Origin of the sequence: Roseateles cavernae (assembly GCF_040187885.1) — a bacterium.
GTDB classification, from domain to species: domain Bacteria; phylum Pseudomonadota; class Gammaproteobacteria; order Burkholderiales; family Burkholderiaceae_C; genus Roseateles_E; species Roseateles_E cavernae.
Genome location: NZ_JBDPLH010000004.1, coordinates 250,455 through 276,541, shown reverse-complemented (window position 1 = coordinate 276,541; position 26,087 = coordinate 250,455). Strand labels below are relative to the sequence as shown.

26 protein-coding genes are annotated in these 26,087 nt (G+C 69.2%); 14 read left to right on the top strand and 12 right to left on the bottom strand.

Annotation, left to right across the window (positions count from 1 at the left end; all coding sequences use genetic code 11):
- Positions 1 to 708, bottom strand: a complete 708-nt coding sequence (locus ABGI63_RS14725; protein ID WP_137942149.1) for a hypothetical protein — start codon at positions 706 to 708, stop codon at positions 1 to 3.
- Complete coding sequence (locus ABGI63_RS14720) at positions 705 to 2,042, bottom strand: hypothetical protein (RefSeq protein ID WP_349743140.1); 1,338 nt, start codon at positions 2,040 to 2,042, stop codon at positions 705 to 707. The genes ABGI63_RS14725 and ABGI63_RS14720 overlap by 4 nt, the downstream gene beginning before the upstream one ends.
- Positions 2,043 to 2,264: 222 nt before the next feature.
- On the opposite strand from ABGI63_RS14720, the gene ABGI63_RS14715 reads away from it, so the two are divergent.
- Positions 2,265 to 2,687: a hypothetical protein gene (locus ABGI63_RS14715; protein ID WP_349743139.1), complete on the top strand. Its 423-nt coding sequence runs from the start codon at positions 2,265 to 2,267 to the stop codon at positions 2,685 to 2,687.
- A gap of 77 nt (positions 2,688 to 2,764) precedes the next feature.
- Here ABGI63_RS14715 and ABGI63_RS14710 read toward each other — a convergent pair whose 3' ends face one another.
- Together ABGI63_RS14710 and ABGI63_RS14705 are read right to left on the bottom strand one after the other, a co-directional pair.
- The gene (locus ABGI63_RS14710) at positions 2,765 to 3,139 is read right to left on the bottom strand and encodes a DUF1801 domain-containing protein (protein WP_349743138.1); all 375 of its coding nucleotides are present in this window, start codon (positions 3,137 to 3,139) and stop codon (positions 2,765 to 2,767) included.
- Positions 3,140 to 3,165: 26 nt separating this feature from the next.
- Positions 3,166 to 3,984, bottom strand: coding sequence for a M48 family metalloprotease (locus tag ABGI63_RS14705; protein WP_137942144.1), 819 nt, complete (start codon positions 3,982 to 3,984; stop codon positions 3,166 to 3,168).
- Between the two features lie 254 nt (positions 3,985 to 4,238).
- Here ABGI63_RS14705 and ABGI63_RS14700 point away from each other — a divergent pair, with 254 nt between their 5' ends.
- From ABGI63_RS14700 to ABGI63_RS14680, 5 genes are all read left to right on the top strand, one after another.
- Positions 4,239 to 5,486, top strand: coding sequence for a cystathionine gamma-synthase family protein (locus ABGI63_RS14700; RefSeq protein ID WP_349743137.1), 1,248 nt, complete (start codon positions 4,239 to 4,241; stop codon positions 5,484 to 5,486).
- A 4-nt stretch (positions 5,487 to 5,490) separates the two neighbouring features.
- Positions 5,491 to 6,138, top strand: a complete 648-nt coding sequence (locus tag ABGI63_RS14695) for a hypothetical protein (RefSeq protein WP_349743136.1) — start codon at positions 5,491 to 5,493, stop codon at positions 6,136 to 6,138.
- A 6-nt stretch (positions 6,139 to 6,144) separates the two neighbouring features.
- Complete coding sequence (locus ABGI63_RS14690) at positions 6,145 to 6,465, top strand: YnfA family protein (RefSeq protein ID WP_349743135.1); 321 nt, start codon at positions 6,145 to 6,147, stop codon at positions 6,463 to 6,465.
- An 85-nt stretch (positions 6,466 to 6,550) separates the two neighbouring features.
- Complete coding sequence (locus tag ABGI63_RS14685) at positions 6,551 to 7,042, top strand: MarR family winged helix-turn-helix transcriptional regulator (protein WP_349743134.1); 492 nt, start codon at positions 6,551 to 6,553, stop codon at positions 7,040 to 7,042.
- Between the two features lie 149 nt (positions 7,043 to 7,191).
- Positions 7,192 to 8,130, top strand: coding sequence for an alpha/beta fold hydrolase (locus ABGI63_RS14680; protein ID WP_349743133.1), 939 nt, complete (start codon positions 7,192 to 7,194; stop codon positions 8,128 to 8,130).
- A gap of 4 nt (positions 8,131 to 8,134) precedes the next feature.
- Here the strand turns inward: ABGI63_RS14680 and ABGI63_RS14675 are convergent, their stop codons facing one another.
- Positions 8,135 to 10,240: a dipeptidyl-peptidase 5 gene (locus ABGI63_RS14675; RefSeq protein ID WP_349743132.1), complete on the bottom strand. Its 2,106-nt coding sequence runs from the start codon at positions 10,238 to 10,240 to the stop codon at positions 8,135 to 8,137.
- A gap of 215 nt (positions 10,241 to 10,455) precedes the next feature.
- Between ABGI63_RS14675 and ABGI63_RS14670 the strand changes: the two genes are divergently transcribed.
- The 4 genes from ABGI63_RS14670 (at position 10,456) to ABGI63_RS14655 (ending at position 15,935) form a co-directional block, all read left to right on the top strand.
- Positions 10,456 to 13,008, top strand: a complete 2,553-nt coding sequence (locus ABGI63_RS14670) for a response regulator (RefSeq protein WP_349743131.1) — start codon at positions 10,456 to 10,458, stop codon at positions 13,006 to 13,008.
- A gap of 117 nt (positions 13,009 to 13,125) precedes the next feature.
- Positions 13,126 to 14,094, top strand: a complete 969-nt coding sequence (locus ABGI63_RS14665; RefSeq protein ID WP_349743130.1) for a DUF3014 domain-containing protein — start codon at positions 13,126 to 13,128, stop codon at positions 14,092 to 14,094.
- Complete coding sequence (locus ABGI63_RS14660) at positions 14,095 to 14,955, top strand: DUF6279 family lipoprotein (RefSeq protein ID WP_349743129.1); 861 nt, start codon at positions 14,095 to 14,097, stop codon at positions 14,953 to 14,955. It begins immediately after the preceding gene.
- 86 nt (positions 14,956 to 15,041) lie between these two features.
- Complete coding sequence (locus tag ABGI63_RS14655) at positions 15,042 to 15,935, top strand: hypothetical protein (protein ID WP_349743128.1); 894 nt, start codon at positions 15,042 to 15,044, stop codon at positions 15,933 to 15,935.
- A gap of 9 nt (positions 15,936 to 15,944) precedes the next feature.
- Here ABGI63_RS14655 and ABGI63_RS14650 read toward each other — a convergent pair whose 3' ends face one another.
- The gene (locus tag ABGI63_RS14650) at positions 15,945 to 17,282 is read right to left on the bottom strand and encodes a hypothetical protein (RefSeq protein ID WP_349743127.1); all 1,338 of its coding nucleotides are present in this window, start codon (positions 17,280 to 17,282) and stop codon (positions 15,945 to 15,947) included.
- 99 nt (positions 17,283 to 17,381) lie between these two features.
- Positions 17,382 to 18,401, bottom strand: a complete 1,020-nt coding sequence (locus ABGI63_RS14645) for an NAD-dependent epimerase/dehydratase family protein (RefSeq protein ID WP_349743126.1) — start codon at positions 18,399 to 18,401, stop codon at positions 17,382 to 17,384.
- A 97-nt stretch (positions 18,402 to 18,498) separates the two neighbouring features.
- Here ABGI63_RS14645 and ABGI63_RS14640 point away from each other — a divergent pair, with 97 nt between their 5' ends.
- Positions 18,499 to 19,413 (top strand): LysR family transcriptional regulator, encoded by a 915-nt coding sequence (locus ABGI63_RS14640; RefSeq protein ID WP_349743125.1) that lies wholly within the window; start codon positions 18,499 to 18,501, stop codon positions 19,411 to 19,413.
- On the opposite strand, the gene ABGI63_RS14635 is transcribed toward ABGI63_RS14640, so the two are convergent.
- A complete protein-coding gene (locus ABGI63_RS14635; protein WP_349743124.1) occupies positions 19,349 to 20,338 on the bottom strand; it encodes a LysR family transcriptional regulator in 990 nt (329 codons plus the stop codon). The genes ABGI63_RS14640 and ABGI63_RS14635 overlap by 65 nt on opposite strands.
- Positions 20,339 to 20,486: 148 nt before the next feature.
- Between ABGI63_RS14635 and ABGI63_RS14630 the strand changes: the two genes are divergently transcribed.
- From ABGI63_RS14630 to eutC, 3 genes are all read left to right on the top strand, one after another.
- Positions 20,487 to 20,729, top strand: coding sequence for a hypothetical protein (locus tag ABGI63_RS14630; RefSeq protein ID WP_137942129.1), 243 nt, complete (start codon positions 20,487 to 20,489; stop codon positions 20,727 to 20,729).
- A gap of 83 nt (positions 20,730 to 20,812) precedes the next feature.
- Entirely contained in the window at positions 20,813 to 22,195 is a 1,383-nt protein-coding gene (locus ABGI63_RS14625) for an ethanolamine ammonia-lyase subunit EutB (protein ID WP_349743123.1), read from the top strand.
- Positions 22,192 to 22,950 (top strand): ethanolamine ammonia-lyase subunit EutC, encoded by a 759-nt coding sequence (gene eutC / locus ABGI63_RS14620; protein ID WP_349743122.1) that lies wholly within the window; start codon positions 22,192 to 22,194, stop codon positions 22,948 to 22,950. The genes ABGI63_RS14625 and eutC overlap by 4 nt, the downstream gene beginning before the upstream one ends.
- Before the next feature lie 6 nt (positions 22,951 to 22,956).
- Here eutC and ABGI63_RS14615 read toward each other — a convergent pair whose 3' ends face one another.
- Genes ABGI63_RS14615 through ABGI63_RS14600 form a run of 4 tightly spaced genes read right to left on the bottom strand, consistent with a single transcriptional unit; the run spans position 22,957 to position 25,983 of the window.
- Positions 22,957 to 23,685, bottom strand: coding sequence for a GGDEF domain-containing protein (locus ABGI63_RS14615; protein WP_349743184.1), 729 nt, complete (start codon positions 23,683 to 23,685; stop codon positions 22,957 to 22,959).
- Positions 23,686 to 23,726: 41 nt separating this feature from the next.
- Positions 23,727 to 24,122 carry a DUF1987 domain-containing protein gene (locus tag ABGI63_RS14610; RefSeq protein WP_262970744.1) on the bottom strand — a complete coding sequence of 132 codons (396 nt, stop codon included), beginning with the start codon at positions 24,120 to 24,122 and terminating at the stop codon, positions 23,727 to 23,729.
- Positions 24,123 to 24,157: 35 nt separating this feature from the next.
- On the bottom strand, positions 24,158 to 24,730 hold the full coding sequence (locus ABGI63_RS14605; protein WP_137942126.1) for a SiaB family protein kinase: 573 nt from the start codon (positions 24,728 to 24,730) through the stop codon (positions 24,158 to 24,160).
- A gap of 14 nt (positions 24,731 to 24,744) precedes the next feature.
- On the bottom strand, positions 24,745 to 25,983 hold the full coding sequence (locus tag ABGI63_RS14600; RefSeq protein WP_349743121.1) for a SpoIIE family protein phosphatase: 1,239 nt from the start codon (positions 25,981 to 25,983) through the stop codon (positions 24,745 to 24,747).
- Positions 25,984 to 26,087: the final 104 nt, after the last annotated feature.

Genomic DNA, 26,087 nt, shown 5'->3' with positions numbered 1-26,087 from the left:
TCAGGTCTCGCTATCGAGTTCGGCTTGTTCGCCGGCCTGCAGCCGGGCGACCAGGGGCGCGGCGGCCGGGTCGGTCGAGCGGGCCAGCACATCGGCCAGCGCGCCGTCGAGGATGCGCGGCGCCAGCGTGTCGTAGTCCAAGAGCAGGTCCAGCAGCGGGCCCTCGGCGATGTCCTCGCCGCGGCGGATGATGAAGCCGTTGCGCTCCAGCAGCTTCAGATTCGAGTCCAGCCGCATCTTCTTGCCCAGCTGGTTGCCGAAATCGGCCAGCAGGCTGCGGTAGGACACGGTGGGCGAGACGCTGGCGGCCAGCGGCAGCGGCTTGTCGGTGGCGAAGAACTCGCCCTGCCCCTCCTCCTTGGCCTCGGCCCGCGCCACCTGGCGCTGGCGCTTGGGCAGCACGATCAGCGACCACAGCACGATCAGCAGCGCGACGCCGTCGCGCGGCAGGTCCAGATTGTTATTGGCCGCCAGGCCGGTCTCGCCGAACACCGAGACCTCGGCCGGGCGCAGCATCGCGACGCTGATATGGTCGGCATAGAGGTTGTCGATCACCTTCAGCCCGACCTGGGCCAGCCGGTCGCCCAGGGCGGCCCACAGCTCGGTGTCGATCAGCGCACGGCGCACCAGCGCATGGTTGCGGGGCAGCCAGCGGCGCGCGATCAATTGCGCCGCCAGGTGGGCGGCATCATCCAGGGCTTGGCTCATGAGGAAGAGGCTTCTTTCGGGGAATCGGGGGCCGGGTTGTAGAGCACGCCACGGCTCATCCACTTGACGAACTCATCGCTGGTCTCGCCCTGCTCGGCCGACCAGCGCACGCGCCAGGGCTGGCGCGCCATATCGCCGGTGGCACCGCTGAGGTGCTGGGCCTGCGGGTCGCCCAGCAGCGGCAGCAGCTGGGCACGGTAGGCGCTGCGCGCATAGCTGCCGCCCAGCACGGCCGGGGCCACGTCTTGCTCCAGCGCCTGGCCGGGCTCGCCGGCGGCCAGCCAGCGCGTCAGCAAGGCCTGCAGCTCGCCCATCTCGGGCGGCAGGCTCAGCACGGCCAGCTGGCCCGGCGGCGCGGCCTGGCCCGGCGGCAGTGGCTCCAGCTCCTTGGGCTTGGGCCGGTCGCGCTCGAACTCGGCCTCGGCCAGGTCCAGCAGCTCGTGCTGGGACACCAGCACCGGGTGCACCGGCCGCGAGAGCGCGCCCAGCGACAGGTTTTCGAGGAAGGGCACGTTCTGCAGCCAGCGCCGCACATCGGTGGTCGTGATGCCGGTGGAGCCCAGGGTCACGCGCTGGCGGTCGGCCTGCTGCAGCGCGCGGTTGAACTGGCTGGCCATCGCCAGCAGCCGCGCCTGGGCCAGGCCCAGCTCGCGCGCCAGCCTCTCCAGCCGCGCGTTGCCGTCGGCCTCGGCCTGCTCGATGATGGCCTTCAGCGCCTCGCTGGCCCGCTCGACCAGCTTCAGCGCCCGCTCGAAGCGCTGGCGCGCGCGCCGCAGGTGGAATTCCGAGCCGCTGGCGATCGCATCGGCGAACTCGTCGTAAAGCCGCGAGAGCTGGGCCTGCAGATGGTGCAGCTGGGCCGGGTCCAGGGTGCCCATCTGGTGGGCACCGGCCACGTTCGCCAGCAGGGCCGCCAGGTCGGCGTCCTGCTCGGCCGCCTGCGTCAGCGGCGACAGCAGGCCCAGCAGGCGCTGCGCCAGCGGCGTCACGCTGTACTGCTGGTTCGAGCCATCCCAGGCCAGCAGCTCGGCCTCGCGCAGGCGCTTGAGCACCAGCTCCAGCGCCTCCTCGCGCAGCGAATGGAAATGGCGGTTCAGCGTGTCGCGCGCCACGCGCGACTCCGGCAGCGCCATCAGCTCCATGAACACCCAGACCCGCAGGCGCACCAGGGCCGCCGGCCCATGGCACAGCGCCCGCAGCGCGGCCAGCAGGCCCTCGTTACGCTCCAGCTGCCACCACAGCAGCGCCTCGGTCGGCGCGGATCCCTCGCGGAAATAGTCTTCGAAGCGCAGCTCGACGGTGTCGTCGGCGGCGCTTGCCTCGTGATCGATCATGGTGGGATTATCCCAGGGCGGGAAAAGTCCCCCGGCAGCGGAGCAAAGAACATCAGCCCATCGGGGACAGCTCGCCGAAATACTGCGCACGCGGTGTGCCGAGCAGGCCGGCGCTGTGCTCGACATCAGGCGGACGCAGCTCTGCCTGTAGAGTCCAGCGGTCCGTGTCAAAGTCTGATTCAGATATCACGGCAATCCGGACCTACTCAGGAGGCCAATGTCATGGGATCTGGTACCAACAGCAGCACAAAGAAACCAACGCTGGAGGAAGTGGCGAAGCTCTGGATGAACGAGAACTCGGTCGTCAATACCAAAGTGGCCTATTTCACCGCAGTGAATGCAGCGCTCGGGGCTGCACTGACCCAGACCAAGAACGATCTTCCCCCGGTCCTTGTTGCGATTGCCGGACTTCTCGTCGCGCTGGCCGCCTTCTTTTCCATTGCACGCACTTGCGCCTACCGGCGCCACTTCAGGCAGTTGCTCGATCAGGACCCGGATTACAAGCGCCTGTTCGTCGTCGAGTTTCAGTTCTACGAGAAGTTGAAATCCAACAAGCTGCTGACATTGGTGCCGTTTGCGGCAATCGCGGGGTGGCTGCTCGTTCTCGTGCTCGCTATCAACTGTGGCGCACCTCATCGCTGGTAGCGCCTGCCACGATCAGCGCTGAGTCTGGCGCAAGCCATCGTGCCCTACAAAACGCAGGGCCGAGTCCTGACCGCCCATCAGACCACCCAGTCCAGCTTCGCCGCCTCCTCCGCCAGCGTCGCCACCGTCTGCCGCGCCAGCGCCGTCCCTTCCCGCAGCTCCAGCGTCGCCATCTGGTACTTGCCGCCGGGCCGCAGCCGCGGCTCGATATGGCGCAGGCGCTGGCCCTGCCAGAAGCCGAACAGCAGGCGCTGCGGCTCGATGCGTATCAGCAGCACCGGTTCGCCTGCTGCATTGAAGTAGACGAGGTGGCCCCACTTCAGCCGCTCCTGCAGCTGAGGGGCGCTCTCGCGCACCACCGCTCGCAGCGCCTCGGCATAGACGCGCTGCCAGCTGCCGGCCTGATGGCAGGCGATGTATTCGTCCGGTGTTCTGGCGGCAGTCAAGATCATCGGCGTCATGCTCCGGTCCCCCTCCATCAATCCGTCTTGGCTTCGTCCTTCTTGCCCACCAGGCTCTGGAACCAGCCCAGATACTGCTTTCTGAAGCTCAGCGGTGGATGGAGTGGGTCGAGCAGCGCATTGCCCGGGGTCTGGCCGGCCTGCGCATCGTGGGAATGCTCCAGCATCTCGTTGTCGAAGCGCTTGATCCCGCCCTCGGCACCGACGTTCTTGGCCGAATGCAGATCGGCCTTGATCTCGAACAGCTTGCTGATCAAAGGCAAGGACAGCCCGGCCCCCAGCAGCGTGCCCACCAAGCCGCCCACCGGACCGCCCACAAAAGCCCCCAGCGGCCCCAGGCTGAGCAGGCTCGCCGCACTGACGCCGGTCACCGCCGCATTCAGATAGCCACCACCGGCCGCCATCTCGCCGGCAAAGCCCGCAGCGCCGCCCAGAACACCTCCCAGCAAACCGCCCAAGGGCCCCAGCGACAGGGTCGCGAGCCCGCTGGCACCCAGCATCGCGGCCGTCATGCTGCCCAGCGGCAGCTGCTCCGACCCGCCAAAGCGGGTGTCAAAGGTCTTGTAGTGCGACAACTCATGTCCGACGGTGAAGTTCAGCTGATCCTCGTCCTTCCCCCGGAGCAGGCTGCCTTCGATCGACACATCGTTGCCGGTGGCGTTATTGCCGCGGCCCTCGGCGTCGTAGAAATTGAGCCGGGCGGGGTCGATGCCCATGCGCTCGGCAATCGCCTGCAAGCGGCGCAAGTCCTCGCCCTCGAACTTCTTCCCTTGGCGCACACATTGGGCCACCGCCTGCACGGTGCTCCCGGGCGCCGGCTGCCGCAGCCGCGCCATCTGCCGTGCCTGCGCGGCCACACGCGGACCGGCCGCCGGCCTCGGCCCGCTGCGGTCTTGATGAAAAGTGCGCGCTCCCCGCGCCGCTGCGGCCGGCTGAAAATTAGCCTGGGGGCTTGCAGATACGGGGTGTCGGGACGCATGCATGGGCGGATTCTGAGCAGCCTCGCCCGCCTCGTCCATCAGCAATTTGCTGATCTACGCCGCAGCCGAGATGCGCTGGGGTGCCGCCCCGCCGCTGCTATCCTTCCGCGATGAATTCGCCCGACCATCACAATTCCCAGCTCAGCACCGACAACATCCACGCCGACCGCCGCTTCGGCGTCGAGCATGGCGGCGTGCACAAACCCATCCACACCTCGGTGCAATACGGCTTCGAGCGCGTCGAGGACCTGATCGCCGTGTTCCAGGGCACGCTCAAGGGCGGCTTCAACTACGCCCGCCAGGGCACGCCGACCACGGCCGCGCTGGAGGCCAAGATCACGGGGCTGGAGCAAGGCATCGGCACGGTCAGCTTCGCCACCGGCATGGCGGCGATCACCGCGATCTTCATGACACTGCTGCGCGCCGGCGATCACATCGTCTCCAGCCGCTATGTGTTCGGCAACACCAACAGCCTGCTCGGGACGATGGAGGATCTGGGCGTCGCGGTCAGCAAGGTCGATGCCGGCTCGGTGGCCGCCGTCGAGGCCGCGCTGCGGCCCGAGACCCGCCTGGTCTTTGTCGAGACCGTCTCGAATCCCGGCACGCTGATTCCGGATCTCGAAGGCATAGGGGCGCTGTGCCGCGAGCGCGGCCTGGTCTATGTGGTCGACAACACCATCACCTCGCCGGCCCTGTTCCGCCCGGCCGCCGTGGGCGCCAGCCTGGTGATCAACTCGCTGACCAAGACCATTGCCGGCCATGGCGACGCGCTGGGCGGCGCGGTCACCGACACCGGCCTGTTCGACTGGCAGGCCTATCCCCATATCTTCCAAGCCTACCGCAAGGGCGACCCCAGGCAATGGGGCTTGCAGCAGGTCCGCAAAAAGGGCCTGCGCGATATGGGCGGCACCCTGTCCTCGGACAACGCCCACCGCATCAGCGTCGGCGCCGAGACCCTGAGCCTGCGCGTGCGCCAGAGCAGCGCCAGCGCGCTGGCACTGGCGCAATGGCTGCAGGCGCATCCCAAGGTGGCCGCCGTGCACTACCCGGGCCTGGCCTCGCACCCGCATCACGAACGCGCCGCGCGGCTCTTCAAGGCCGGCTCCTGGCTGCTGAGCTTCGAGCTGCGCGACACGGCCAGGCTCAACGAGGTGCTGAACCGCCTGAGGCTGCCGATCAAGGCCACCGGCCTGGGCGACACCCGCACACTGATCATCCCGGTCGCACCGACCATCTTCTGGGAGGCCGGCGCCGCCGTGCGGGCCGAGATGGGCATTGCCGACGGGCTGGTGCGGCTCTCGGTGGGCCTGGAGGACGAGGCCGACCTGATCGCGGACTTCGCGCAGGCGCTGGGCTGAGGCCATGGCAGGCCTGCGCCGCCTCCCGCTCCTCGCCACCCTGCTGCTGGGCGCCTGCGCCCACCCGCCGGCGCCGCAGACCGCGACGATGAGTTTCTTCGTCACCAGCCTCGGCCCGGGCCGAGGGGCGGATCTTGGCGGCTTGGAAGGGGCCGATGCGCATTGCCAGGCGCTGGCCACTGCCGTCGGTGCGGACCAGCGGACCTGGCGGGCCTATCTGAGCCAGCAGTCCAATAAGCAGCAGCCCAGCATCGATGCGCGCGACCGCATCGGTACCGGCCCCTGGCATAACGCGCGCGGCGAGCTGATCGCCGCCAACCTGGACGAGTTGCATGGCGCGGGCAACCGCATCGGCCGCGACACCGCGCTATCCGAGCGCGGCCTGCCCACCCCGGGCCGCTGGCACGACATCCTGACCGGCACCCGCGCGGACGGCACCGCCCCCTCGCCGCTGGACCCCGACCTGACCTGCAAGAACTGGACGAGTGCGGCCGACGACGGCGCCGCGCTGGTCGGCCACCACGACCGCGCCAGCGCGATCAAGGAGTCCTGGGCCACCTCCTGGCTGTCCGCCCACCAGAGCCGCGGCTGCAGCGCCGCCAAGCTCTCGGAGCTGGGCAGCGGCGGGCTGTTCTACTGCTTCGCCAAATAGGCGGGCATGAGGACCCTGCTGTTGTTCCTGGCCACCGCGCTGGCCGAAATCATTGGCTGCTATCTGCCCTGGCTGTGGCTCAAGCAGGGCCGCTCGGCCGGGCTGCTGCTGCCGGCGGCGGCCAGCCTGGCGCTGTTCGCCTGGCTGCTGAGCCTGCACGAGACGGCCTCCGGCAGAGTCTACGCGGCCTATGGCGGCGTCTATATCGGCGTGGCCATCTTGTGGCTGTGGGCGGTGGACCAGATCCGGCCGACGGCCTGGGATCTGGCCGGCGCCGGCGTCGCGCTGCTGGGCATGGCCATCATCATGTTTCAGCCGGCGCGCTGACCCAGAACGGAAAAAAAGGGGAAGGCTGGCAAGCGATGCTAAAAGTAGCTTGCAATTAAATCGCACGCGATTTAATATTCATCCCATGGCACGCAACACCTCTTCTTCCACCGCAGTCATCAAGTCGACGCCGCAGCAACAGCCCAAGGCCGTGCTGCTGGACCAGCAGCTGTGCTTTGCGCTGTACTCGACGATGCTGAGCTTCAACAAGGTCTATCGCGAGTTGCTGAAGACGCTGGATCTGACCTATCCGCAATACCTGGTGATGCTGGTGCTGTGGGAACGCGACGGCCTGACCGTCGGCGAGATCAGCGAGCGGGTGTTCCTGGAGTCGCCGACGCTGACCCCGCTGCTCAAGCGCCTGCAGGCCGCCGGCCTGATCGACCGGGCCCGTTCGGCCGCCGATGAGCGCCAGGTGCTGATCACGCTGACCGAGCCAGGCCGGGCGCTGCAGGCCAAGGCACAGTCGATCCCGCAATGCATCGCGACGGCCGCCGACACGCCGCTCGCCGAGATCAACGAGATGCGCGACCGGCTGCTGGCGCTGCGCGGCCGCATGCTCAAGGCCGGCGGCTGAGCCCGGCCACCCTACTTTTCCCTCACGCCAGACACCACGGACGAAGCTGAACGATCCGAACTCAAAACAAATACATCGCACACGATTTAATTTCCAACAATTAATAACCCATCCCTGTTCCCCCTCACCCACCACACCAAGGAATTGCCATGAAAGCCTTCGCCAAGCAACTGATCGCCCTGTCCACGCTGAGCCTCGCCGCTGGCGCCGCGCTCGCCGCCGGCACACCGTCGCCGGCGGCCCAGCCCGGCGGCAGCTATGTCACGACCCCACAAGGCGTGCAGCTGTACTACAAGGACTGGGGCCCGCGCAACGGTCAGCCCGTCGTTTTCAGCCATGGCTGGCCGCTGAACTCGGACAGCTGGGAAGCGCAGATGCTGTTTCTGGCCGACCAGGGTTACCGCGTGATCGCCCATGACCGCCGTGGCCATGGCCGCTCCAGCCAGCCCTGGGAAGGCAATGACATGGACCACTACGCCGACGATCTGGCTGCCGTCATCAACGCAGTGGATCTGAAGGGCAAGAAAGCCGTGCTGGTGGGCTTCTCCACAGGCGGCGGCGAGGTGGCCCGCTATATCGGCCGCCATGGCACAGGCAAGGTCGCCAAGGCGGTGCTGGTCAGCGCCGTGCCGCCGCTGATGCTGAAGACCGCGGCCAATCCGGGCGGTCTGCCGATCGAGGTGTTCGACGGCATCCGTGCCGCGCAAACGGCCAACCGCGCCCAGCTCTACAAGGACATCCCGACCGGCCCCTTCTACGGTTTCAACCGCCCGGGCGCCAAGGTCTCGCAAGGTCTGATCGATGCCTGGTGGACGCAGGGCATGCAAGGCGGCCACAAGAACACCTATGACTCGATCAAGGCCTTCTCCGAGACCGACTTCACCGCCGATCTGAAGAAGTTCGATGTGCCGACCCTGGTGATCCATGGCGACGACGACCAGATCGTTCCGATCGACGCGTCCGGCCGCGCCTCGGCCCGGCTGGTCAAGAACGCCCAGCTGATCGTCTACCCGGGCGCGCCGCACGGCCTGACCGACACCCACAAGGATCGCGTCAACCAGGACCTGCTGAACTTCATCAGGAATTGACGCGTCAAGACGGGTCCGTCGAGCCGGCGCTGCGCCTTGTGCGGGCGCCGGCTTTTTTCCCGGCAGCGGTGTCCTGCGCCACCACCCAGTCAAGGAACTCCCGATACCACAGCCTCGAGTTCTGCGGCTTCAGCACCCAGTGGTTCTCATCGGGGAACCACAGCAGCCGGGCATCGACACCGCGCGCCTTCAGGGTGTTGTAGTAGGCCAGGCCGTTGCAGTCGGGCACGCGGAAGTCGCGGGCACCGTGTATCACCAGCGTGGGCGTTTGCATGCGCTGCGCGAAGCTGGCCGGACTCTGCGCGAGCACGCGGGGCAGGTCTTGCCAGTACAGCGCGCCGAGATCGCGCGGACGCTCCGGGTAGGAGTCGGCGCTGAAGGTCGCAACGCGGTCGAACACGCCGGCATGGCAGACATAGCTGCGGTAGCGGCCGGGCTTGATGTGGCCGTTCATCCACGCGACCATGAAGCCGCCATAGCTGCCGCCGGTGGCCGAGAGCCGCTTCGCATCGGCCCAGGGCTGGGCCAGCAACCAGTCGCTGCCGGCCTCGATGTCCTGCAACTCCAGCTGGCCCTGGCGGCCCATGATGCTGTTGCGGAACTCGAAGCCGAAGCCGCTGGAGCCGTGGTAGTTGACCTGGGCCACGACATAGCCGCGCGAGGCCAGCACATGGGGGTTCCAGCGGTAGCCGAAGGTATCGCCGGCGGCCGCGAACGGGCCGCCGTGGATGACCTGCATCAGCCCGTGCTTGCGGCGCGGGTGGAAGTCCACCGGCAGGGTCAGCCACATCTGCACCGGCTCGCCGAGCGCGCCGCTGATCTGGACCTCGCGCAGCTCGCCAAGCCTGCGGCGCGCCAGCAGCTCGTCGTTGAAGCGATCCAGGCGCTGCGGCGGCTCGCTGTTGCCCGAGAGCCGGCGTGCATGCAGTCGCACCGGATGGCGGGCGCTGTCGCTGGCCGTGAGCAGCAAATCACCGGCCACATCGAAACCCTGCACCCAGCCCCCCTCGGCAACGACGCCAGGCGCGCCACCGGCCAGCGGCTGACGCCACAGATGGCAGCGGCCGCGCTGCTGGGCCGTGAACAGCAGCGCCGCGCCGTCCCCGCTCCAGCGCAGCGGCGCGTCGACATGCAGGTCCAGGCCCGCTTCATCACCGAGCAATCGCCAGCCCGGTTTGGTGCGGCCGCCGCAATCGACCACGGCCAGCTGGGCCAGCGCCTTGTGGCTGCGGCCGATATGGGCGGCGGTGCAGGCCAGCGCCCGGCCATCGGGCCGGTAGCGCGGCGCGCCGAAGTCCCAAGCCGGGTCATCGGCCAGGGCCCTGATCCGTCGGCTGGCGATCTCGATCTCGGCCAGGGCCTGGCGGTTGCCCAGCAGCTGGACGGTGGCCGGGTCGTGGGCGAAGGCGATGCGGCGGCCATCGGGACTCGCGTCATAGACCTCGTTACCGCCGGCATCGCGGGGCAGTTCCAGACCCGTGCCCTCGAACAGATCGCTGATGCGGCCGCTGTCGACATCGAGCAGCAGCAGGTGCAGCACGCGGCCCATCGGCAGGTTGTCGTCCCAGTAGCGGTAATAGGCTTCGCTGGTCGCGTAGCCGCTCTCCTTGCGCTCGCTGACCTCGGTCTTGTAGCGGCGCGCCTGGGCGGCTGCGCCTTTCAGCTCGGGCCAGACCCAGGCGGCAAAGACGATACGCCGGCCGTCGGCCAGCCACTTGAAGGACTCGATGCCCGGCGCGAAGTTGCTGATGCGGCGGGCCTCGCCGCCGTCGGCGTTGATCAGATAGAGCTGCGGGCTCAGGTCTTTGCTGCCCTGCTGCTCGCGGCGGGCCAGGAAGGCGATCTGACCGCTGCTGGGCGACCAGGCGGGCGCGCCGTCCTTCTCGCCGCAATGGGTCAGCGCGCGCGGCGGGGCGCTCGCGTCGGTGGACATCAGCCAGAGCTGGCTGCTGGACTTGTTCGTCTCCATATCGCCGCGTGTGACGGCGCAGACCAGGCGGCGGCCATCGGGCGCGAGCGATGGCGCCCCGATGCGCTCGAAGCGCCAGAGGTCGTCGACGCTCAGCGCCGGCTGAGTTGCGGAGAGTCTGAGCGCGGGGGGCTTGGGCATCCCTGCAGTGTCGCAAACCCTGGCGGCCGACACTGGCGTGGCCAAGGGGTGACGGTGCGATCCGTGAATCACGTCGCCGATCGACCGCCGCAGCGATGCGGCAGCCTGGCGGCCAGCAACTGTTCGTTTTTGCAACCAAGCATTGCGACAAGGCCTGACTTCACTGACTATTGGCCATCGAACACGATCGCAAGTTTCGGCTTCAGGGAGGCGACGTGCAAGCATGGAGCGCAAGCTCGGCGCGCCCGAACGCGCCTGCAGGGGCAGTTGGCCCCGGTGACGAGGCCACGGCCTTTCTGCTGAACCAGCCCGCCGGGCGCGCCGAGCGTCGGCGGGCACTGGCCGTGCTGCTGGTCTCGCTCATGCTGTTCTGCGTGGTGGTGCCACAGGCCAAGCTGAAGTTGCCGGCAGTCGCGGCCTTCATGCCGATCTACGAATCGGCCCTGGTGATCATCGACCTGATCACGGCGGTGCTGCTGTTCGGCCAGTACCGCATCCTGCGCTCACCCGCCCTGCTGCTGCTGGGCAGCGGCTATCTGTTCAGCCTGCTGCTGACGGTCGGGCATGCCCTGACCTTTCCCGGCATGTTCACGCCCACCGGTCTGCTGGGCGCGGGACCGCAGAGCACGGCCTGGATCTATATGTTCTGGCACAGCGGCTTCCCGCTGTTCGTGCTGGGCTATGCGCTGCTCAAGCGCGCCGCGCCGCTGCCCTCGCCCGCCTATGGCCGCCTGGCCCTCGCGGTGCCGCTGCTGGCCACGCTGGTGGCACTGGGCCTGATCGCGCTGGCGACAGCCGGTCAGGCGGCGCTGCCGGCCATCATGAGCGGCAATCAGTACACCGCAGCGATGCGGGGCACGGTGGCCAGCGTCTGGCTGTTCAGCCTGGTGGCCCTGCTGGTGCTGTCGCGGCAGCGGCCTTACACGGTGCTGGACCTGTGGCTGGTGGTGGTGCTGAGCGCCTGGCTGTTCGATATCGCCTTGTCGGCCATGTTCAACGGCGGCCGCTACGATCTGGGCTTCTATGCCGGCCGCATCTTCGGCCTGCTCGCCTGCGGCGTGGTGCTGCTGGAGCTGCTGCTGGAGAACGGCATGCTCTACGCCCGCCTGGTCCAGGCGCACCAGGACGAACACCGCAAGAGCGTCGAACTGGCCGCCGCCCGCGACGCGGCCCAGGCCGCCACGGCGGCCAAGAGCCTGTTCCTGGCCAGCATGAGCCACGAGATCCGCACGCCGATGAATGCCATCATCGGACTGACCCATCTGGTGCTCGAGACCGATCTGCGGGCGCGCCAGCGCGATCTGCTGAGCAAGGTGCAGACCTCGTCGCGGGCCCTGCTGACCCTGCTCAACGACATCCTCGACTACTCGAAGATCGAGGCCGGCAAGGTGGTGCTCGAACGCGAGGAGTTCAGCCCCGAGGAGACGATAGAGAATGTCGGCCACCTGTTCTCGGCCCGCATCGAGGAGGCCGGCCTGGAGCTGTTCTTCGAGATCGGCGAGGACATCCCGCAGCGTCTGTGCGGCGATGCATTGCGTCTGACCCAGGTGCTGAACAATCTGGTCGGCAATGCGATCAAGTTCACCGCGCGCGGCGAGATCGTGATCGGCGCCGAACTGGTTTCGCGCAGCGAGGCCCGGATCCAGATCCGCTTCAGCGTGCGTGACACCGGCATCGGTCTGCCCAAGGCCCAGGCCGAGCGCCTGTTCCAGGCCTTCGAGCAGGCCGACAGCAGCGTCACCCGCCGCTACGGCGGCACCGGCCTGGGCCTGGCGATCTGCAAGCGCCTGGTGGTATTGATGGGTGGCGATATCTGGGTGCGCAGCACGCCCGGTGAAGGCAGCTGCTTCAGTTTCACGGCCAATTTCGAGCCGGCCAGCGAGGCCGCCGAGCGTATCGACCTGCACCGCATCCACGGCATGCGCACGCTGATCGTCGACAGCCAGCCCACCGCGCGATTGATACTGCAGCAGATCTTGCAAAGCTGGCGTTTCCAGGTCGGCACCGCTTCATTCACCGACGACGCGCTGTTGAAGCTGCGCCGCACCGACCGCCGGGCCCCCTATGAGTTGCTGCTGCTCGACTGGAAGACCGCCGGCATCGAGCTGGTTCAGCAGGCACGGCAGATCGCGGGCGAGCCTGGCGGCCGCCCGCTGGCGGTGCTGATCATGGTCGGCGCCCAGCAGCGCGAGCAGATGCTGGAGGAGATCGACGGCGACGCAGCCGGCATCGGCATCGTGCTGAAGCCGGTCACGCATTCGCGGCTGTTCGAGGCGGTGCTCGAACTGCAGCATGGCCAGACGGCACCGCCGCCGGCCCAGGGCATCGGGGAGTCGAGTTTTGCAGAGCTGCTGCGGCCGCTGCGCGGCGCGCGCGTGCTGCTGGCCGAAGACAACCTAGTCAACCAGCAGGTGGCCTGTGCCTTCCTGGAGCTGGGAGGTCTGGAGGTCACGGTGGCCAACAACGGCGAGGAGGCCGTCGACTGGATCAAGCGAGCGGCCTTCGACATCGTGCTGATGGACATGCAGATGCCGGATATGGACGGCATCCAGGCCACGCGCGTGATCCGCAGCCTGCCGCAGGCGGCCCGTCTGCCCATCATTGCGATGACGGCCGCCGCACTGGACGAGGACAAGCAGGAATGCCTGGCCGCCGGCATGAACGCCCACGTCTCCAAACCCATAGACCCGCGCCAGCTGGCGCGCACGCTGCTGGATTGGGTGCCGCCGCTGGACCATGACAGGCAAGACCGGGCCGGTGGCCGATGAGCCGGCATCGCGCCGCAAACAACACCCGCGCCGGCCCCGCCGGCCTCCTGCCGCCCGGCCATGGTAATTTCGGCCCTGCGCGGACGCTGACGCGTCCACCTGGGGCATGAATCCATGATGCTGAACACTCGGAACCTGGTCTTGGCCTGTGCAGCGATGGGCTTGCTGGCGCTCGGCCTGGTCGGCTGGCAGCTGACCCAGCGCCCGCTCGCCACGCCAGGCAGCAACAGCGATTCGGGGCTTGTGACCCCGGCGCCCGCCCGGCCTGCGCTCGACCCGCCGACGCCGGGTACGACGCCCGCCGCGCCACCGGCGCCGGCCGCTGCGACAAGCGCCCCAGCACCGAAGACAGCGAACACCCCGGACGCCACCCAAGCCGCGCCCCCGCCCACTTCGCGCAATGCCGCCACGACAAGCCCGGCGATCCGGCACCGGGTCGCCGTCAAGACCAGCCGGCCGCCCATCCTGCCCAACGAGGTGGACAGCGTGGTGGCCAAGGCCTTGGGGCCGAAGACGCTGGCTCGCTACTTCTACACGGAGCCGCTGGCACGCCGCTTCGTCGCCAGCGTCGACAAGCTGGGCGAGAAGCAGCCGCCGACCTCGCAATGGCTGCTGCGCCCGGCCCGTGGCGAGCTGCGGCTGAGCCCTGCCCGCAAGCCTCAGGACGGCCGTGTGATCGCCGCCGCCAACAGCCAGCGCTATGCCGACTTCCTGCGCTGGTTCGAGCGCACGGACAACGCCCGCCTGCTCTCGCTGTATGCCCGCATGTATCCGCTGCTGCAGCAGACCTATGTGGAGCTGGGCCATCCGGAGGGCTATTTCAATGACAGGCTGATCGCGGTGATTGACCAGATGCTGGCCACGCCGCTGCAAAAGAGCGCGCTCAGGGTCAAGCCGGCCAGTCCCGAGACCCTGGCCGCCGCCGCGCGCACGCCGACCACGCCGCGCTACGAGATCGCCGATCCGGCACTGGAAGCGCTGAGCACCGGGCAGAAGATGATGCTGCGCATCGGCCCGGCTCAGGCGGCGCGGCTCAAGATCAAGCTCAAGAGCTTGCGCGCCGGTCTGCTGCGGCTGGGGCGCTGAATGCCGGGCTGGCGTGTCCTCGCCCTGCTGCTCGCCACCCTGCTGCTGCAGGCCTGCAGCACGGTCAAGCTGGCTTACAACCAGGCGCCCACGCTGCTGTACTGGCGCCTGGACAGCTATCTGGACTTCAACGACGAACAGGCGCCACAAGTGCGCGAAAGCCTTCAACGCCTGCAGCTGCGGCATCGGCGCGAGCAGCTGCCGCGCTATGCCGAGCTGCTGCAGCGCGTGCGGCCCCTGCTGGCCGAGCCCATCACGGCCGAGCAGGCCTGCGCCGTCGTCGAGCAGGGGCGCAGCCTGCTGGGCGAGCTGGCCGATCCGGCGCTGGACACGCTGGCGTGGCTGGCCGGCGATCTGAGCGCCGAGCAGCTCAGGCATCTGGAGCGCAAGCAGAGCACCGCCAATCTCGAGTGGAAGCAGAAGTGGGTGGACATTCCGGCCGAGCAGCTGGCGAGCCTGCGCTACGAGCAGGTGCTGTCGCGCAGCGAGATGCTGTACGGCAGCCTGGACGAGGCGCAGAAGAACGCGATCCGCACCGGGCTGGCGTCGGCGGTGTTCGATCCGCAGCGCAGCTATGCCGAGCGGCTGCGCCGCCAGCAGGATTTGCTGCAGCAGCTGCGCCGCATCAAGGCCGAGCAGCTCGCCCCCGAGCCGGCGCGCGCGCTGCTGCGGGCCTGGCTGCAGCGCGTGATGGTCTCGCCCGACCCGGCCTACCAGCGCTACCAGCAGGCGCAGATCCGCGAGGGCTGCAGCACCTTCGCGCGGCTGCACAGCGCCACGACACCGGCCCAGCGGGCCCGGGCGCAGCAGACGCTGAAGAGCTACGAAGACGACTTCCGGCAGTTGGCCGCAGCAGCCTGAGACGGCCGCATGAGCCCTGTTTGGGGCTCGCCGAATCGACGCCGCTTCCGTATGCTCGCGCCAGCAGGTCAACAGGGAGCATGCAGATGGCCACTCGCCCCGGCTACAACAGCGCACAGCTGGCAATCGAACTCGACGGCAAGATTGCCGGCCCGGTGCAAAGCCTGCAAATGCCGGCCTACCGGCTCGAACCGGTGGTCGCAGCGATAGGCCCGGACCGCCGGCCGGCGCTGGGCAACAACACCCATATCGAGCCGATGCAGGCCGAGTTCGAGCCGCTGCAGGCGCCGGCCCTGCTCGATTGGGCGCTCTCGCTGCCCGAGCACAGGCCCGCCGAGTTGGCCGGCGCCGCGCTGGTGCTGGACCAGAACGGCATGCTGCAGCGCCGGGTCGAATGGCGCGAGGGCCTGCTGACCGAGCTGCGGCTGCCCATGCTGGACGCGACGTCCAAGCAGCGCTTTGGCATCGGCATCAGCTGGCAGCCCGGCAGCGTGGTCTATGCGAAGCCGGACGGCTCGGCCAGGCTGCCCGCCAGTCCGCGCGGCAAGGGGCCGACGCTGGCCAACTTCCGCGTCTCGGGCCTGCCCTTCGACGCCAGCTTCATCACCCGCGTCGGGCTGCCGACGGTGACGAGCAAGACAGCCGAGGACGGCTTCGGCAGTTTCCGCCCTCCCCGTCCCAGCTATAAGCGCATCGATCTGGGCGAGCTGACCCTGGAGTTCTCGGCGCGCTCGCGCGACGCGGTGCTGGCCTGGGTGCAGAAGATCATCGACGACGGCCGCATCCTCGAGGAGGAGTATCTGGACATCGTCATCGACCTGCTCGATGCGGCGATGAAGAAGGTGCTGCTGAGCCTGCGCCTGTCGGGCTGCGGCCTGCTGGCCTATGAGGAATCCCGGCTGGAGAGCATGGCCGACAAGCCAGCGACCGTGACGCTGCGCCTGAGCATCAGCGAGCTGCGGCTCAAGCTCGGCGGCTGAGCCGGCGGTTCAGTCCAGGCACTGCCCGCTGCGCCGCTCGGTGGCCGGCAGGGCCAGGCCGGGCAGCTCCAGCGCATAGTGCAGCGACAGCAGCTGCCAGCCTTCCGGGCCGAGCTGCCACTGCATGCTGTTGACGCCGCTGTAGTCGGGCCGGGCCTGGGCCGGATCGCGGCGGGTCTCGACCACGCTATAGACCTGGGCATGGGCGCCGTAGCGGCGCTGCTCACGGTGGATCTCGCACTCATGCATGGCCGGCCCCGGCCGGGGTTTCAGCAGCGCCAGAAATTCCGCGGCCGACCAGGCCCGGGCCCCGGTGGCGGCGGCGCGCAGGGTCTGACCGAACACCATGGCCTGCGGATGCAGCAAGGCGCTCATGCGAGCGACATCGGCGCCCTGGTCTGCGCCATGGCCGAAAGCGCGCCATAGCGCGCCGACCTGGGCATCCAGCACGGCCTGGCTGTGGACCTGCGCGGCCGGGCCCAGCGCGGCCAGCACCGCCGGCCAGCTGACCCGGTACATATGGGCCAGACCCGGCGCGCCGCCGGCCAGCGGCCGGGTCGAGGCGAACAGCAGCCACTGGCCATCGGCGCTCACCGAGGGGGTGAACTCGAAATCGGGCCCGTTGATCGGCGCCGGCAGGCGCAGCGCCGGGCCGAAGCCGGCGCCGACGCGCTCGGCCAGATAGAGATCGCCGCCCGCGCTGCCGGCGCGTCGGCTCCACCACAGCGCATGGCGGCCGTCCGGCGTCAGGCTGAAGTCGCTGTTGAGCTCGCCCTCGTTGATCGGCGCCGGCAGGGCCAGGGGCGCGGCGCTGCCGGGCTCGACCGCATAAACGCTCAGCTTGGCCGGCCCGCCGGCGCGGTAGGAGGCGAAGTACAGGCGCTCGCCATAACGCTCCGGGCCCAGCTCATAGGCCGGGCTCTGCCAGGCCTCGGCCAGCCGGATCGGTGGACCGGCCCAGCGGCCATCGACCAGGGAGACCTCGTACAGATCGAGCTGACCCAGCGCAGCGCCGGCACCTTGCGTCGGCCGGTCCGAGACAAAGCTCAGGGTCTTGCCGTCGGCGCTCAGATGGGGGTCGGAGTCGCGCCAGCGCGGGTCGGAAAAAGGCAGGGGCTCGGCGGTCCGCCAGCGCTCCCCGTCGCGCTTTTGCGTATAGATCTGCGAGCTCTTGAAGCCGGCGGCCGAGCGGGCGAACACGCGGGTGTCGCCGCGCTCCTGCAGGTTGTAGGCCTGCAGGCCGCTGCTGCCCAGATCGCCCAGATCGATGATCTCGACGCTCAGCGTCTGGGCCTGCGCGCCGGCCAGCGCCAGCCAGGAGCACACAAGGAAGGTGTAGCGTGACATCGGAAGGATCGGAGAGTGGGCCAGCGCGCGATGCTAGCCAGGGCCGCCGGCTCGGCCGGCGCCATCCGACCAGGCCCGGCCGGCGTCGGACGAAGCGGGCTAGCGCACCGACGAAAGCGTCTTGGCCGTCGCCGCCGGCGCGGCCAGGCAGCCCAGCCCCGCCAGCGTGGCCTCGACCGCCTGGTCCAGCGGCGTGTGCGGCTCATGGCCCAGCACCGCGAGCAGTCGGGCGTTGCTCATGCGCACCGGCTGGCGCCACAGATAGCGTATCTCGCGCAGCTCGCGCAGAAAGCCGACGAAGGGGGTGGCCAGCGCGACCAGCCACCAGGGGAAGGCACGCAGCCGGGGTGCGGCGCCGCCGTGCCGGACCACCGCCGCGCGGATCGCGTCGCCCATCTGCCGGCCGTCGCCATCCCAGTGGCCGGCCATATGGAAGCTCGCGAACGCCGGCAGCTCGGCGCGGCGCTGCAGCAGCTCGACCATGGTCGCCGCGACATCGGGCACATAGGACCATTGGTGACCGACACCCGCAGCACCCGGCAGACTGACGGTCGTGACCGGACGGCCCGGCTTGACCAGCCCCTGCGCGAACCAGCTGTTGCCGACCCTGGGACCGAAGAAATCGCCGGCCCGCACGATGATGACGCGACAAGGCCCACCCTCGGCAGCCGCCTGCAGCCGCCGCTCCAGCTCGACACGGATCGCGCCCTTGCGAGTCTCGGGCCGCTGCGGTGCATCCTCGGCCAGCAGCGGGAAGGCGTCGGGGCCGTAGTTGTAGACCGTGCCCGGCAGGACGATGGTGGCGCCCTGGGCCTGGGCGGCCGCGATGGTGTTGTCCAGCATCGGCAGCACCAGCTCGGCCCAGCGGCGGTAGCCGGGCGGATTGACCGCATGGACGATCACCGCGCAGCCCTGCGCGGCGGCCATCACGTCCTCGCGCTTCATCGCATCGCCGCGCAGCCAGGTGATGCCATCGCGCTGCTCGGTCGCCTGGGCCGCCCCACGCTGCAGCGCCCGCACCTGCCAGCCCCGGTTGCGCAGCTGGCGTGCCAGCTCGCCGCCGATGCCACCGCTGGCACCCAGCACCAGCACCGTGTTGTCGTTCCTGATCTTGGCCATGTCCATCTCCTGAAAACCTGTTGCGATGGCCGCAGTCTCGGCGGCCCGGCGCCTTAATGGAATTAGCGAACACAAGCGAGCAGCTATACATTTATGTATGGATCAAGAGATTGGCTGGGAGCTTTACCGGACTTATCTGAGCGTGCTGCAGCAGGGCTCGCTGTCGGGCGCGGCACGGGCGCTGGGCATCGCCCAGCCCACCGTCGGCCGGCATGTCGAGGCGCTGGAAAAAGCCCTGGGTCTGCCGCTGTTCACCCGCTCGCAGCTGGGCCTGCAGCCCACCGAGGCGGCGCTGGCGCTGCGGCCCCATGCCGAGGCGATGAGCAGCCATGCGGCGGCGCTGCAGCGCGCGGCGGCCAGCCAGGGCGAGGCAGGCCATATCCAGGGCACGGTGCGCATCACGGCCAGCGAGGTGATGGGCGTCGAGGTGCTGCCGCCGATACTGGCGCGGCTGCAGGCGCAGCATCCGGCGCTGACCATCGAGCTGATGCTGAGCAACCAGCTGCAGGACCTGCTGCAGCGCGAGGCCGATATCGCGGTGCGCATGACCGCGCCGCAGCAGGCCCAGCTGATCGCGCGCCGGGTCGCCCCGGTGGAGCTGGGCCTGCATGCCCATCCGCGCTACCTGGACGCCCAGGGCAGGCCGGGCTCGCTGGCCGAGTTGGCCCGGCACCGGCTGATCGGTTTCGATGTCGAGACGCCCTTCGTGCGCGCGGCCCGCAAAAGCGTCGGCATCCCCTGGCAGCGCGAGGCGTTCCGGCTGCGCAGCGACAACGATCTGGCCCAGCTGGCGCTGATACGGGCCGGCGCCGGCATCGGCATCTGCCAGGTGGCGCTGGCCCGGCGCGAGCCGGCGCTGCAGCGGCTGCTGCCCGATCAGCTGTCTTTTGTGCTGGAGACCTGGGTCGCGATGCACGAGGACCTGCGCGCCAGCCCGGCCTGCAAGCTCACATTCGAGGCCCTGTGCCAGGGCCTGGCGCCGCCTGCGCAATCTCCTGCGCCGCCGCTGTGAGCAGCTCGCGCAGCCAGCGCTGGCCCGGGTCCAGCTCGTGGCGCGCATGCCAGACCTGGCCGATCGCGATACCGACCAGCTCGAAGGGCAGCTCGCGGCTGGCCAGCTGGGGTGAGAAGCCGGCGGCCGGCACAAAGCTGCTGGGCAGCACGGTCAGCAGATCGCTCTGGCGCACCGTCAGGCCGGCGGTGAAATAGCTATTGACCGTCATCACGACCTCGCGCTCGCGGCCGATCAGGGCCAGCGCGTCGTCGACAAAGCCGCGCGCGCGGCCGGCGAAGCTGACGCGCAGATGCTGGGCCCGGCAATAGGCATCGAGGGTCAGCGCGCCCGGCGCGGCCAGCGGGTGGTCGCCGCGCATCACGCAGAGGTACTCGGTCGCATACAGCGGCGCCAGCCGTATCAGTTCGGCCTCGCCCTGGGCCGCCAGCAGGCCCGGCAGCTCGGGGAAGAAACCGACCGCCACATCGGCACGCCCCTGCTCCAGCATCTCGCGCGGGTCGCGCGAGGTCAGCGGCACGATGCGCAGCGCCACCCGGATGCCCTCGCGCTGGAAGCGCTTGGCCAGCGCCGGCACGAACAGCGCGGCCGTCGCGTCGGCCATCGCCAGGGTGAAGGCGCTGCCCGGCTCGCGGGGATCGAAGGCCTGGGGCTCGAAGGCGCGCTGCAGATGGCCCAGCGCGGTGCGCACAATAGGCCATAGCACCTCGGCATGCTCGGTCGGCACCATGCCCGAGGAGGTCGGGATGAACAGCTCCTCGTTGGTGGCCTCGCGCAGCCGGCGCAGCGCATTGCTGACCGCCGGCTGGGTGATGGCCAGCCGGGCGGCGGCCCGGGTCACATTGCGCTCCTCCATCACCACATCGAATACCCGCAACAGGTTCAGATCGAGGGTGCGGAAGTTCAGGGGGCGTGGATTCGGCATGTCCGGATGCTAAATCCATCACAGGCCATTCGCGCCAGTGATACCGCGATTCGGATTCGCAATTGGCGGCTTCTACGTAAAAACCGCAATATTCGGCCCATGGATACGGAGCGCTTGTGCTCCCTCCATACGCAAGAAGGGAAACACCATGTCCACCACCAGCCTCAACCTGCCGCTTCATGTGATGCCGTCCGACGTCGCCCGCGCCCACAGCGCCCAGGCTTCCGGTGCCCGCCTGATCGCGGCCGGATCGGCGGTGTGGCGCTTCCTGAGCGCCATCGGCGAAGCCCGCGGTCGCCAGACCATCGAAGAGCTGATCAAGAGCACCGAGATCACCCGTCCCGAGCTGTCGGCCGCGCTGCGCCGCGCCAACAACGGCAACTGGTCCTGAAGCGACAAGGGCGGCGCTAGACTGGCTGCATGCGCAGCCCGTTGCCCCGCCCTGCCGCCTCCGGGCCACTGGAGGCTTGAACCATGGCCTACGGCGCCATGGTCGGCACCGCCAGCTACCGCTTCGCCGATCTGCGCGAGCTGCTGGCCAAGGCCTCGCCGGAGCGCTCGGGCGACCAGCTGGCCGGCATCGCGGCCGAGAGCGCCCGCGAACGGGTCGCCGCCCGCTTTGCGCTGGCCGACCTGCCCTTGACACGCTTCCTCAGCGAAGCCGTGATCCCCTATGAACAGGATCAGCTGAGCCGGCTGATCATCGACGGCCACGACGCGGCCGCGCTGGCCCCCATCGCCCATCTGACGGTCGGCGGCCTGCGCGACTGGCTGCTGTCCGACGCCGCCACGCCCGAGGTGCTGACGGCCCTGGCCCCGGGACTGACACCCGAGATGGTCGCGGCGGTCAGCAAGCTGATGCGCAACCAGGACCTGATCCTGGTGGCCAGCCGCTGCCGGGTCGTCAGCCGCTTTCGCTCGACCCTGGGCCTGCCCGGCCATCTGGCGGTGCGGCTGCAGCCCAACCACCCGACCGACAGCCCCGCCGGCATCGCCGCCAGCATCCTCGACGGGCTGATGTATGGCGCCGGCGACGCGGTGATCGGCATCAATCCGGCCGCCGACAGCGTGCCGGCGCTGTGCCGGCTGCTGGACCAGCTCGACGAGCTGATCCAGCGCCATCAGATCCCCACGCAGAGCTGTGTGCTGAGCCATGTCAGCAACACGCTGCAGGCGATCGCGCAGGGCGCGCCGGTGGATCTGGTGTTCCAGTCGATCGGCGGCAGCGAGGCCTGCAACCGCAGCTTCGGCGTCGACATCGCCCTGCTCGACGAGGCCCATGCAGCCGCCCGCGCGCTGGCGCGCGGCACGGTCGGCGACCAGCTGATGTACTTCGAGACCGGCCAGGGCAGCGCGCTGTCGGCCGCGGCCCATCACGGCGTCGACCAGCAGACGCTGGAGACCCGCGCCTACGGGCTGGCGAGGCGCTACCGGCCGCTCCTGGTCAACACGGTGGTCGGTTTCATCGGGCCCGAGTACCTGTTTGATGGCAAGCAGATCATCCGCGCCGGCCTGGAGGATCATTGCTGCGGCAAGCTGCTGGGCCTGCCCATGGGCTGCGACATCTGCTACACCAACCATGCCGAGGCCGACCAGGACGATATGGACAATCTGCTGGTGCTGCTGGCCAGTGCCGGTGTGAACTTCATCATGGGCGTGCCGGGCGCCGATGATGTGATGCTGAACTACCAGAGCAGCTCCTTCCACGATGCCCTGTTCCTGCGCCGCCTGCTCGGGCTCAAGCGCGCGCCGGAGTTCGAGGCCTGGCTGCAGCGCATGGGCATCAGCGGCAGCGACGGCGCGCTGCTGGCGCCGACCGCGCACCCGCGCCTGATGCCGCCGCAGGGCCGGGCATGAGCGAGGACCACGATCCCTGGGCCGAGCTGCGCCGCCACACGCCGGCCCGCATCGCGCTGGGCCGCAGTGGCGGCAGCCAGCGCACCGCCGACTGGCTGCGCTTCGCGGCCGACCATGCCCAGGCCCGCGATGCGGTGCATCTGCCGCTGGACGAGGCCGCGCTGAGGGCCGGCCTGGTCGAGGATGGCTGGCCCGAGCCGCTGCTCGTGCACAGCCGCGCCGGAACGCGCGCCGAGTATCTGCGCCGGCCCGATCTGGGCCGCCGGCTCGACGCGGCCAGTGCCGCCGTGCTGCATTCAAGGGCCGACGCGCCGGTCGACCTGGCCCTGGTGCTGGGCGATGGTCTGTCGGCGGCGGCGCTGCAAGCCCATGCCCGCCCGCTGCTGCGGGCGCTGCGCGAGGCCCTGGCGCAGCGGCTGAGCATGGCGCCGCCGGTGCTGGCCCTGCAGGCCCGCGTCGCGCTGGGCGACGAGATCGGCGCGCTGCTGCAGGCCAGTCTGGTGCTGGTGCTGATCGGCGAGCGGCCGGGCCTGAGCTCGCCGGACAGCCTGGGCGCCTATCTGACCCATGGGCCGGCGGTCGGCCGCCACGACGCGCAGCGCAACTGCGTCAGCAATATCCGCCCGGCCGGCCTGGCGCCGGCGCTGGCAGCTCAGCGCCTGGCCTGGCTGATCCAGGCCTCGCTGCGGCGAGGCCTCAGCGGCATCGCACTGAAGGACGATAGCGAGGCGGCGCTGATCGCGGGTCAGCCATGAAGGCCGTCAGCTCGGCTCCCGCGTGATCGCGCTCGCGCTCACGACCCGGTTGCGGCCGCTGCGCTTGGCCTCGTAGAGCGCCTCATCGGCCTGGCCATAGGCGGCATCGAAGCTGCTGCCGCGCGGCAGGCAGGCCACGCCGAAACTGGCGCTCACCACATGGCCGCCCGGCAGGCCGAAGTCGTGGCCGGCGACCTTGCGGCGCAGGCGCTCGGCCAGCGCGACCGCCGCCTCGCAGCCATCGTCGCGCAGCAGCACCGTGAACTCCTCGCCGCCGACCCGGCCGATATCGGCACCGGGCGGCACCTCGGCCTGCAGGCAGGCGACCACGCCGCGCAGCACCGCATCGCCGGTCGGGTGGCCGAAGCCGTCGTTGACGCGCTTGAAGTGGTCGATGTCCAGCACGATCAGCGCCACACCGTGCTGTGTCAGATAGCGGTTGGCGCGCTCGATGATGGCCGCGCGGTTCAGCACACCGGTCAGCGAGTCGTGGGTGGCGCGGTACTCCAGCTCGCCGGCCAGCTCATGCAGGCGCTGGTTGAGCCGGTTCATCTCCAGCTCCTCGCGGTCGCTGCGGCGCACCAGCCGGCGCGTCTCGCGCAGCAGCCGCTCGTAGGCCAGGATCAGCTCGCCCAGGGCCTGGTGGTGCCAGGCCCGCTCGTCGGCATAGGCATCGCGGGCCGCCGCCAGCGCGCGGATCTCCAGCTCGAACAGATCGTCCTCGGGCTGCGGCATGCGGTACATCATCGTCGTCGCGCCCAGCTGCTGACGCGCGTTCACACCGTGCCCACCGGCTGCATCACGAACGCGATGGCCGGGAAGTCATCGACCAGTTCCTGGCCGAACTCGTGGATGGTGTCGTCCTCGGCGTCGTGGAACCAGTGCAGTGTCACCCGGTTGCCGCCGGCCTCCACCGCCTCGGCCAGCGCCTCGATGATGTTGAACAGCATCTTGGTGCTGGAGCTGTTGAAGTAGGCCAGCGCGATATTGACGGTGATGGTGCGCTGCTTGCAGGAGCCAAGGTAGGCGCGCAGCTGGCGGATGATGTCGCCGTAGAAGGCGGCCGCGTTCTCGGGATAGGACTCGCCGCGCAGGCTCAGCACGCCCTCGTCGAAGCGGAAGTCCACCTCGGGCGAGCTGGGGCTGGCGGCGATATAGAGGGTGTTCTCCATGCCTGGGTTCTCGTGGTGGGGGATGGGAGCGGACATCAGATGACCGCCCGCAGGGAGAGGACCAGGGTGTCGGGCCGCTCGTCCAGGGCTTCGATGCTGAAGGCCAGCGGCTCGCTGGCATCGCGTGCCATGGTCAGGAAACCCATGCCCGCGCCCTTGCTGCCCTCGGGCGTCTCGGCGCGCAGGCCGTCGCGGTAAGCCTTCTTGATCTCGTCCAGGGTCATGCTGCGCAGGCGCTCCAGCTTTTCGCGCAGCGCCTCGGCCACGCCGGCCTCGACCGGATTGGCGCACAGCAGCAGGTAGCGCCCGTCGCGCTCGCTGATGCAGACCGAGCCGTGGCGCAGCTCGCGCTCGGTCTGGCTGCCGGGGGTCAGCGCATCGGCCGAGTAGTGGATGATGTTCTGCGCCATCTCGATGAAGGAGGAGAACAGCTTGCGCCGTGTCGGCCCATCGACGCCGCTGACCTCCAGCTGCAGCTTCACCGCCTCGGCCATCGCCGCGATGATGTTCTGCGAGAAGTAGCCGACGTAGTAGAAGATCACCCGGTGGCGCTGCGCCAGGTCGAAGAAGGCTCCGTACTCTTGCACGATGGGAGCGGGGGAAGACATGATGACAAGGACTCCTAGACGCGGAAACAGAAGAAGCTGAGGTCGTCGCGGCGGTGGTGCGGGCCTTGCCAGGCCTGCAGCGCGTCCAGCAGCGCACGGTTGATGTCGGCGGTCGGCCGCTCACGCTGCGCCAGCAGCAGCTCGCGGATGCGGCGCTTGCCGAAGGCGATGGCCTTGGGGCCGCCGATCTGGTCGATCAGGCCGTCGGTGGTGACGAAGACCAGACTGCCGGGCTGCAGCGGCACGCAGCGGTTGGTCCAGGCGAAATCGATATCGCTGTCCACATAGCCGACGCCCTTGCGCTCGCCATCGATCATCTCGACGCCGGCCTGGCCCGGGTTCAGCAGGAACAGCGCGGTCTTGGCACCGGCGAAATGCAGGCTGCGGGTGGCGGCGTCGAACCAGAAACAGGCCGCGTCCATGCCGTCGTCCGAACCGGGCGTCTCATCCTGGCCGTCCATCTGGCCCAGCATCTGCTTGATGCTGCGGTTGACGCTGGCCAGCAGCCGCGCCGGGTCGCGCGGGCCATGCTGCTCGATCGCCTTGGACAGCGTGATCGAGGCGATCAAGGTCATGAAGGCACCGGGCACGCCGTGGCCGGTGCAGTCGGCCACGGTCGCGAACCAGCCCTCGGGCATCGCGCTGAACTGGTAGAAATCGCCGCCCACCACATCGCGCGGCTCCCACACCAGGTCGGCGTCCAGCCGGGTCTGGGCCAGGGCCTCGCGCGAGGTGCGCAGCATCGAGCGCTGGATCACGCTGGCGTACTCGATGCTGTGCATGATCTGGCGGTTGCGCGCCTCCTGCATATCGGCGACCACGCGCATCAGCGGCAGGCCCTGGCCGACCCCGGCGAAAACGCCGTCGCGGGTGATGATGAAGCCGTCGGTCAGCGCCTTCTCGCCGAAGGCCACCGCGCGCTGGGTCAGCTCCTCGATGGCCATGCCGGCGTCCACCACCAGCGGCTCCTTGTCCATGAAGGCGATGCAGCTCTTGCGGTTGTAGAGCTCCCGATGAAAGGGCTTGCTCATCTGCGAGAGAAAGATATTGCGGTTGATCAGCCCGATCGGCTGACCGCCCTCCACCACCGGCAAGCTCATCAGCTCGCGGTGCCGGGTGAACACCTCCATCACCTGCTCGTTGTTCTGATCGGTGCCGATGGCCGGCACGTCGATGCACAGATCGCCGGCACTGGGCTGGCGGAATCTGGGGCGGCAGTCTTGCAGATAGGAGGCGGCAGCGGCGTCGGGCATGGCAGGCGCAGAGAAGCACAAGCCCGGGATGCTAGGCAGAGCAGATCACATGGCTGTGACACCTCGTCACAAACTCGGCGCTACTCGCCGCAAGCCGCACTTGC

Bases quoted from the DNA above. Each gene is read 5' to 3' on its own strand.
- ABGI63_RS14725 (WP_137942149.1), bottom strand. From the start codon at position 708: ATGAGCCAAGCCCTGGATGATGCCGCCCACCTGGCGGCGCAATTGATC.
- ABGI63_RS14720 (WP_349743140.1), bottom strand. From the start codon at position 2,042: ATGATCGATCACGAGGCAAGCGCCGCCGACGACACCGTCGAGCTGCGC.
- ABGI63_RS14715 (WP_349743139.1), top strand. From the start codon at position 2,265: ATGGGATCTGGTACCAACAGCAGCACAAAGAAACCAACGCTGGAGGAA.
- ABGI63_RS14710 (WP_349743138.1), bottom strand. From the start codon at position 3,139: ATGATCTTGACTGCCGCCAGAACACCGGACGAATACATCGCCTGCCAT.
- ABGI63_RS14705 (WP_137942144.1), bottom strand. From the start codon at position 3,984: ATGGCGCGGCTGCGGCAGCCGGCGCCCGGGAGCACCGTGCAGGCGGTG.
- ABGI63_RS14700 (WP_349743137.1), top strand. From the start codon at position 4,239: ATGAATTCGCCCGACCATCACAATTCCCAGCTCAGCACCGACAACATC.
- ABGI63_RS14695 (WP_349743136.1), top strand. From the start codon at position 5,491: ATGGCAGGCCTGCGCCGCCTCCCGCTCCTCGCCACCCTGCTGCTGGGC.
- ABGI63_RS14690 (WP_349743135.1), top strand. From the start codon at position 6,145: ATGAGGACCCTGCTGTTGTTCCTGGCCACCGCGCTGGCCGAAATCATT.
- ABGI63_RS14685 (WP_349743134.1), top strand. From the start codon at position 6,551: ATGGCACGCAACACCTCTTCTTCCACCGCAGTCATCAAGTCGACGCCG.
- ABGI63_RS14680 (WP_349743133.1), top strand. From the start codon at position 7,192: ATGAAAGCCTTCGCCAAGCAACTGATCGCCCTGTCCACGCTGAGCCTC.
- ABGI63_RS14675 (WP_349743132.1), bottom strand. From the start codon at position 10,240: ATGCCCAAGCCCCCCGCGCTCAGACTCTCCGCAACTCAGCCGGCGCTG.
- ABGI63_RS14665 (WP_349743130.1), top strand. From the start codon at position 13,126: ATGCTGAACACTCGGAACCTGGTCTTGGCCTGTGCAGCGATGGGCTTG.
- ABGI63_RS14660 (WP_349743129.1), top strand. From the start codon at position 14,095: ATGCCGGGCTGGCGTGTCCTCGCCCTGCTGCTCGCCACCCTGCTGCTG.
- ABGI63_RS14655 (WP_349743128.1), top strand. From the start codon at position 15,042: ATGGCCACTCGCCCCGGCTACAACAGCGCACAGCTGGCAATCGAACTC.
- ABGI63_RS14650 (WP_349743127.1), bottom strand. From the start codon at position 17,282: ATGTCACGCTACACCTTCCTTGTGTGCTCCTGGCTGGCGCTGGCCGGC.
- ABGI63_RS14645 (WP_349743126.1), bottom strand. From the start codon at position 18,401: ATGGCCAAGATCAGGAACGACAACACGGTGCTGGTGCTGGGTGCCAGC.
- ABGI63_RS14640 (WP_349743125.1), top strand. From the start codon at position 18,499: ATGGATCAAGAGATTGGCTGGGAGCTTTACCGGACTTATCTGAGCGTG.
- ABGI63_RS14635 (WP_349743124.1), bottom strand. From the start codon at position 20,338: ATGCCGAATCCACGCCCCCTGAACTTCCGCACCCTCGATCTGAACCTG.
- ABGI63_RS14630 (WP_137942129.1), top strand. From the start codon at position 20,487: ATGTCCACCACCAGCCTCAACCTGCCGCTTCATGTGATGCCGTCCGAC.
- ABGI63_RS14625 (WP_349743123.1), top strand. From the start codon at position 20,813: ATGGCCTACGGCGCCATGGTCGGCACCGCCAGCTACCGCTTCGCCGAT.
- eutC (WP_349743122.1), top strand. From the start codon at position 22,192: ATGAGCGAGGACCACGATCCCTGGGCCGAGCTGCGCCGCCACACGCCG.
- ABGI63_RS14615 (WP_349743184.1), bottom strand. From the start codon at position 23,685: ATGCCGCAGCCCGAGGACGATCTGTTCGAGCTGGAGATCCGCGCGCTG.
- ABGI63_RS14610 (WP_262970744.1), bottom strand. From the start codon at position 24,122: ATGGAGAACACCCTCTATATCGCCGCCAGCCCCAGCTCGCCCGAGGTG.
- ABGI63_RS14605 (WP_137942126.1), bottom strand. From the start codon at position 24,730: ATGTCTTCCCCCGCTCCCATCGTGCAAGAGTACGGAGCCTTCTTCGAC.
- ABGI63_RS14600 (WP_349743121.1), bottom strand. From the start codon at position 25,983: ATGCCCGACGCCGCTGCCGCCTCCTATCTGCAAGACTGCCGCCCCAGA.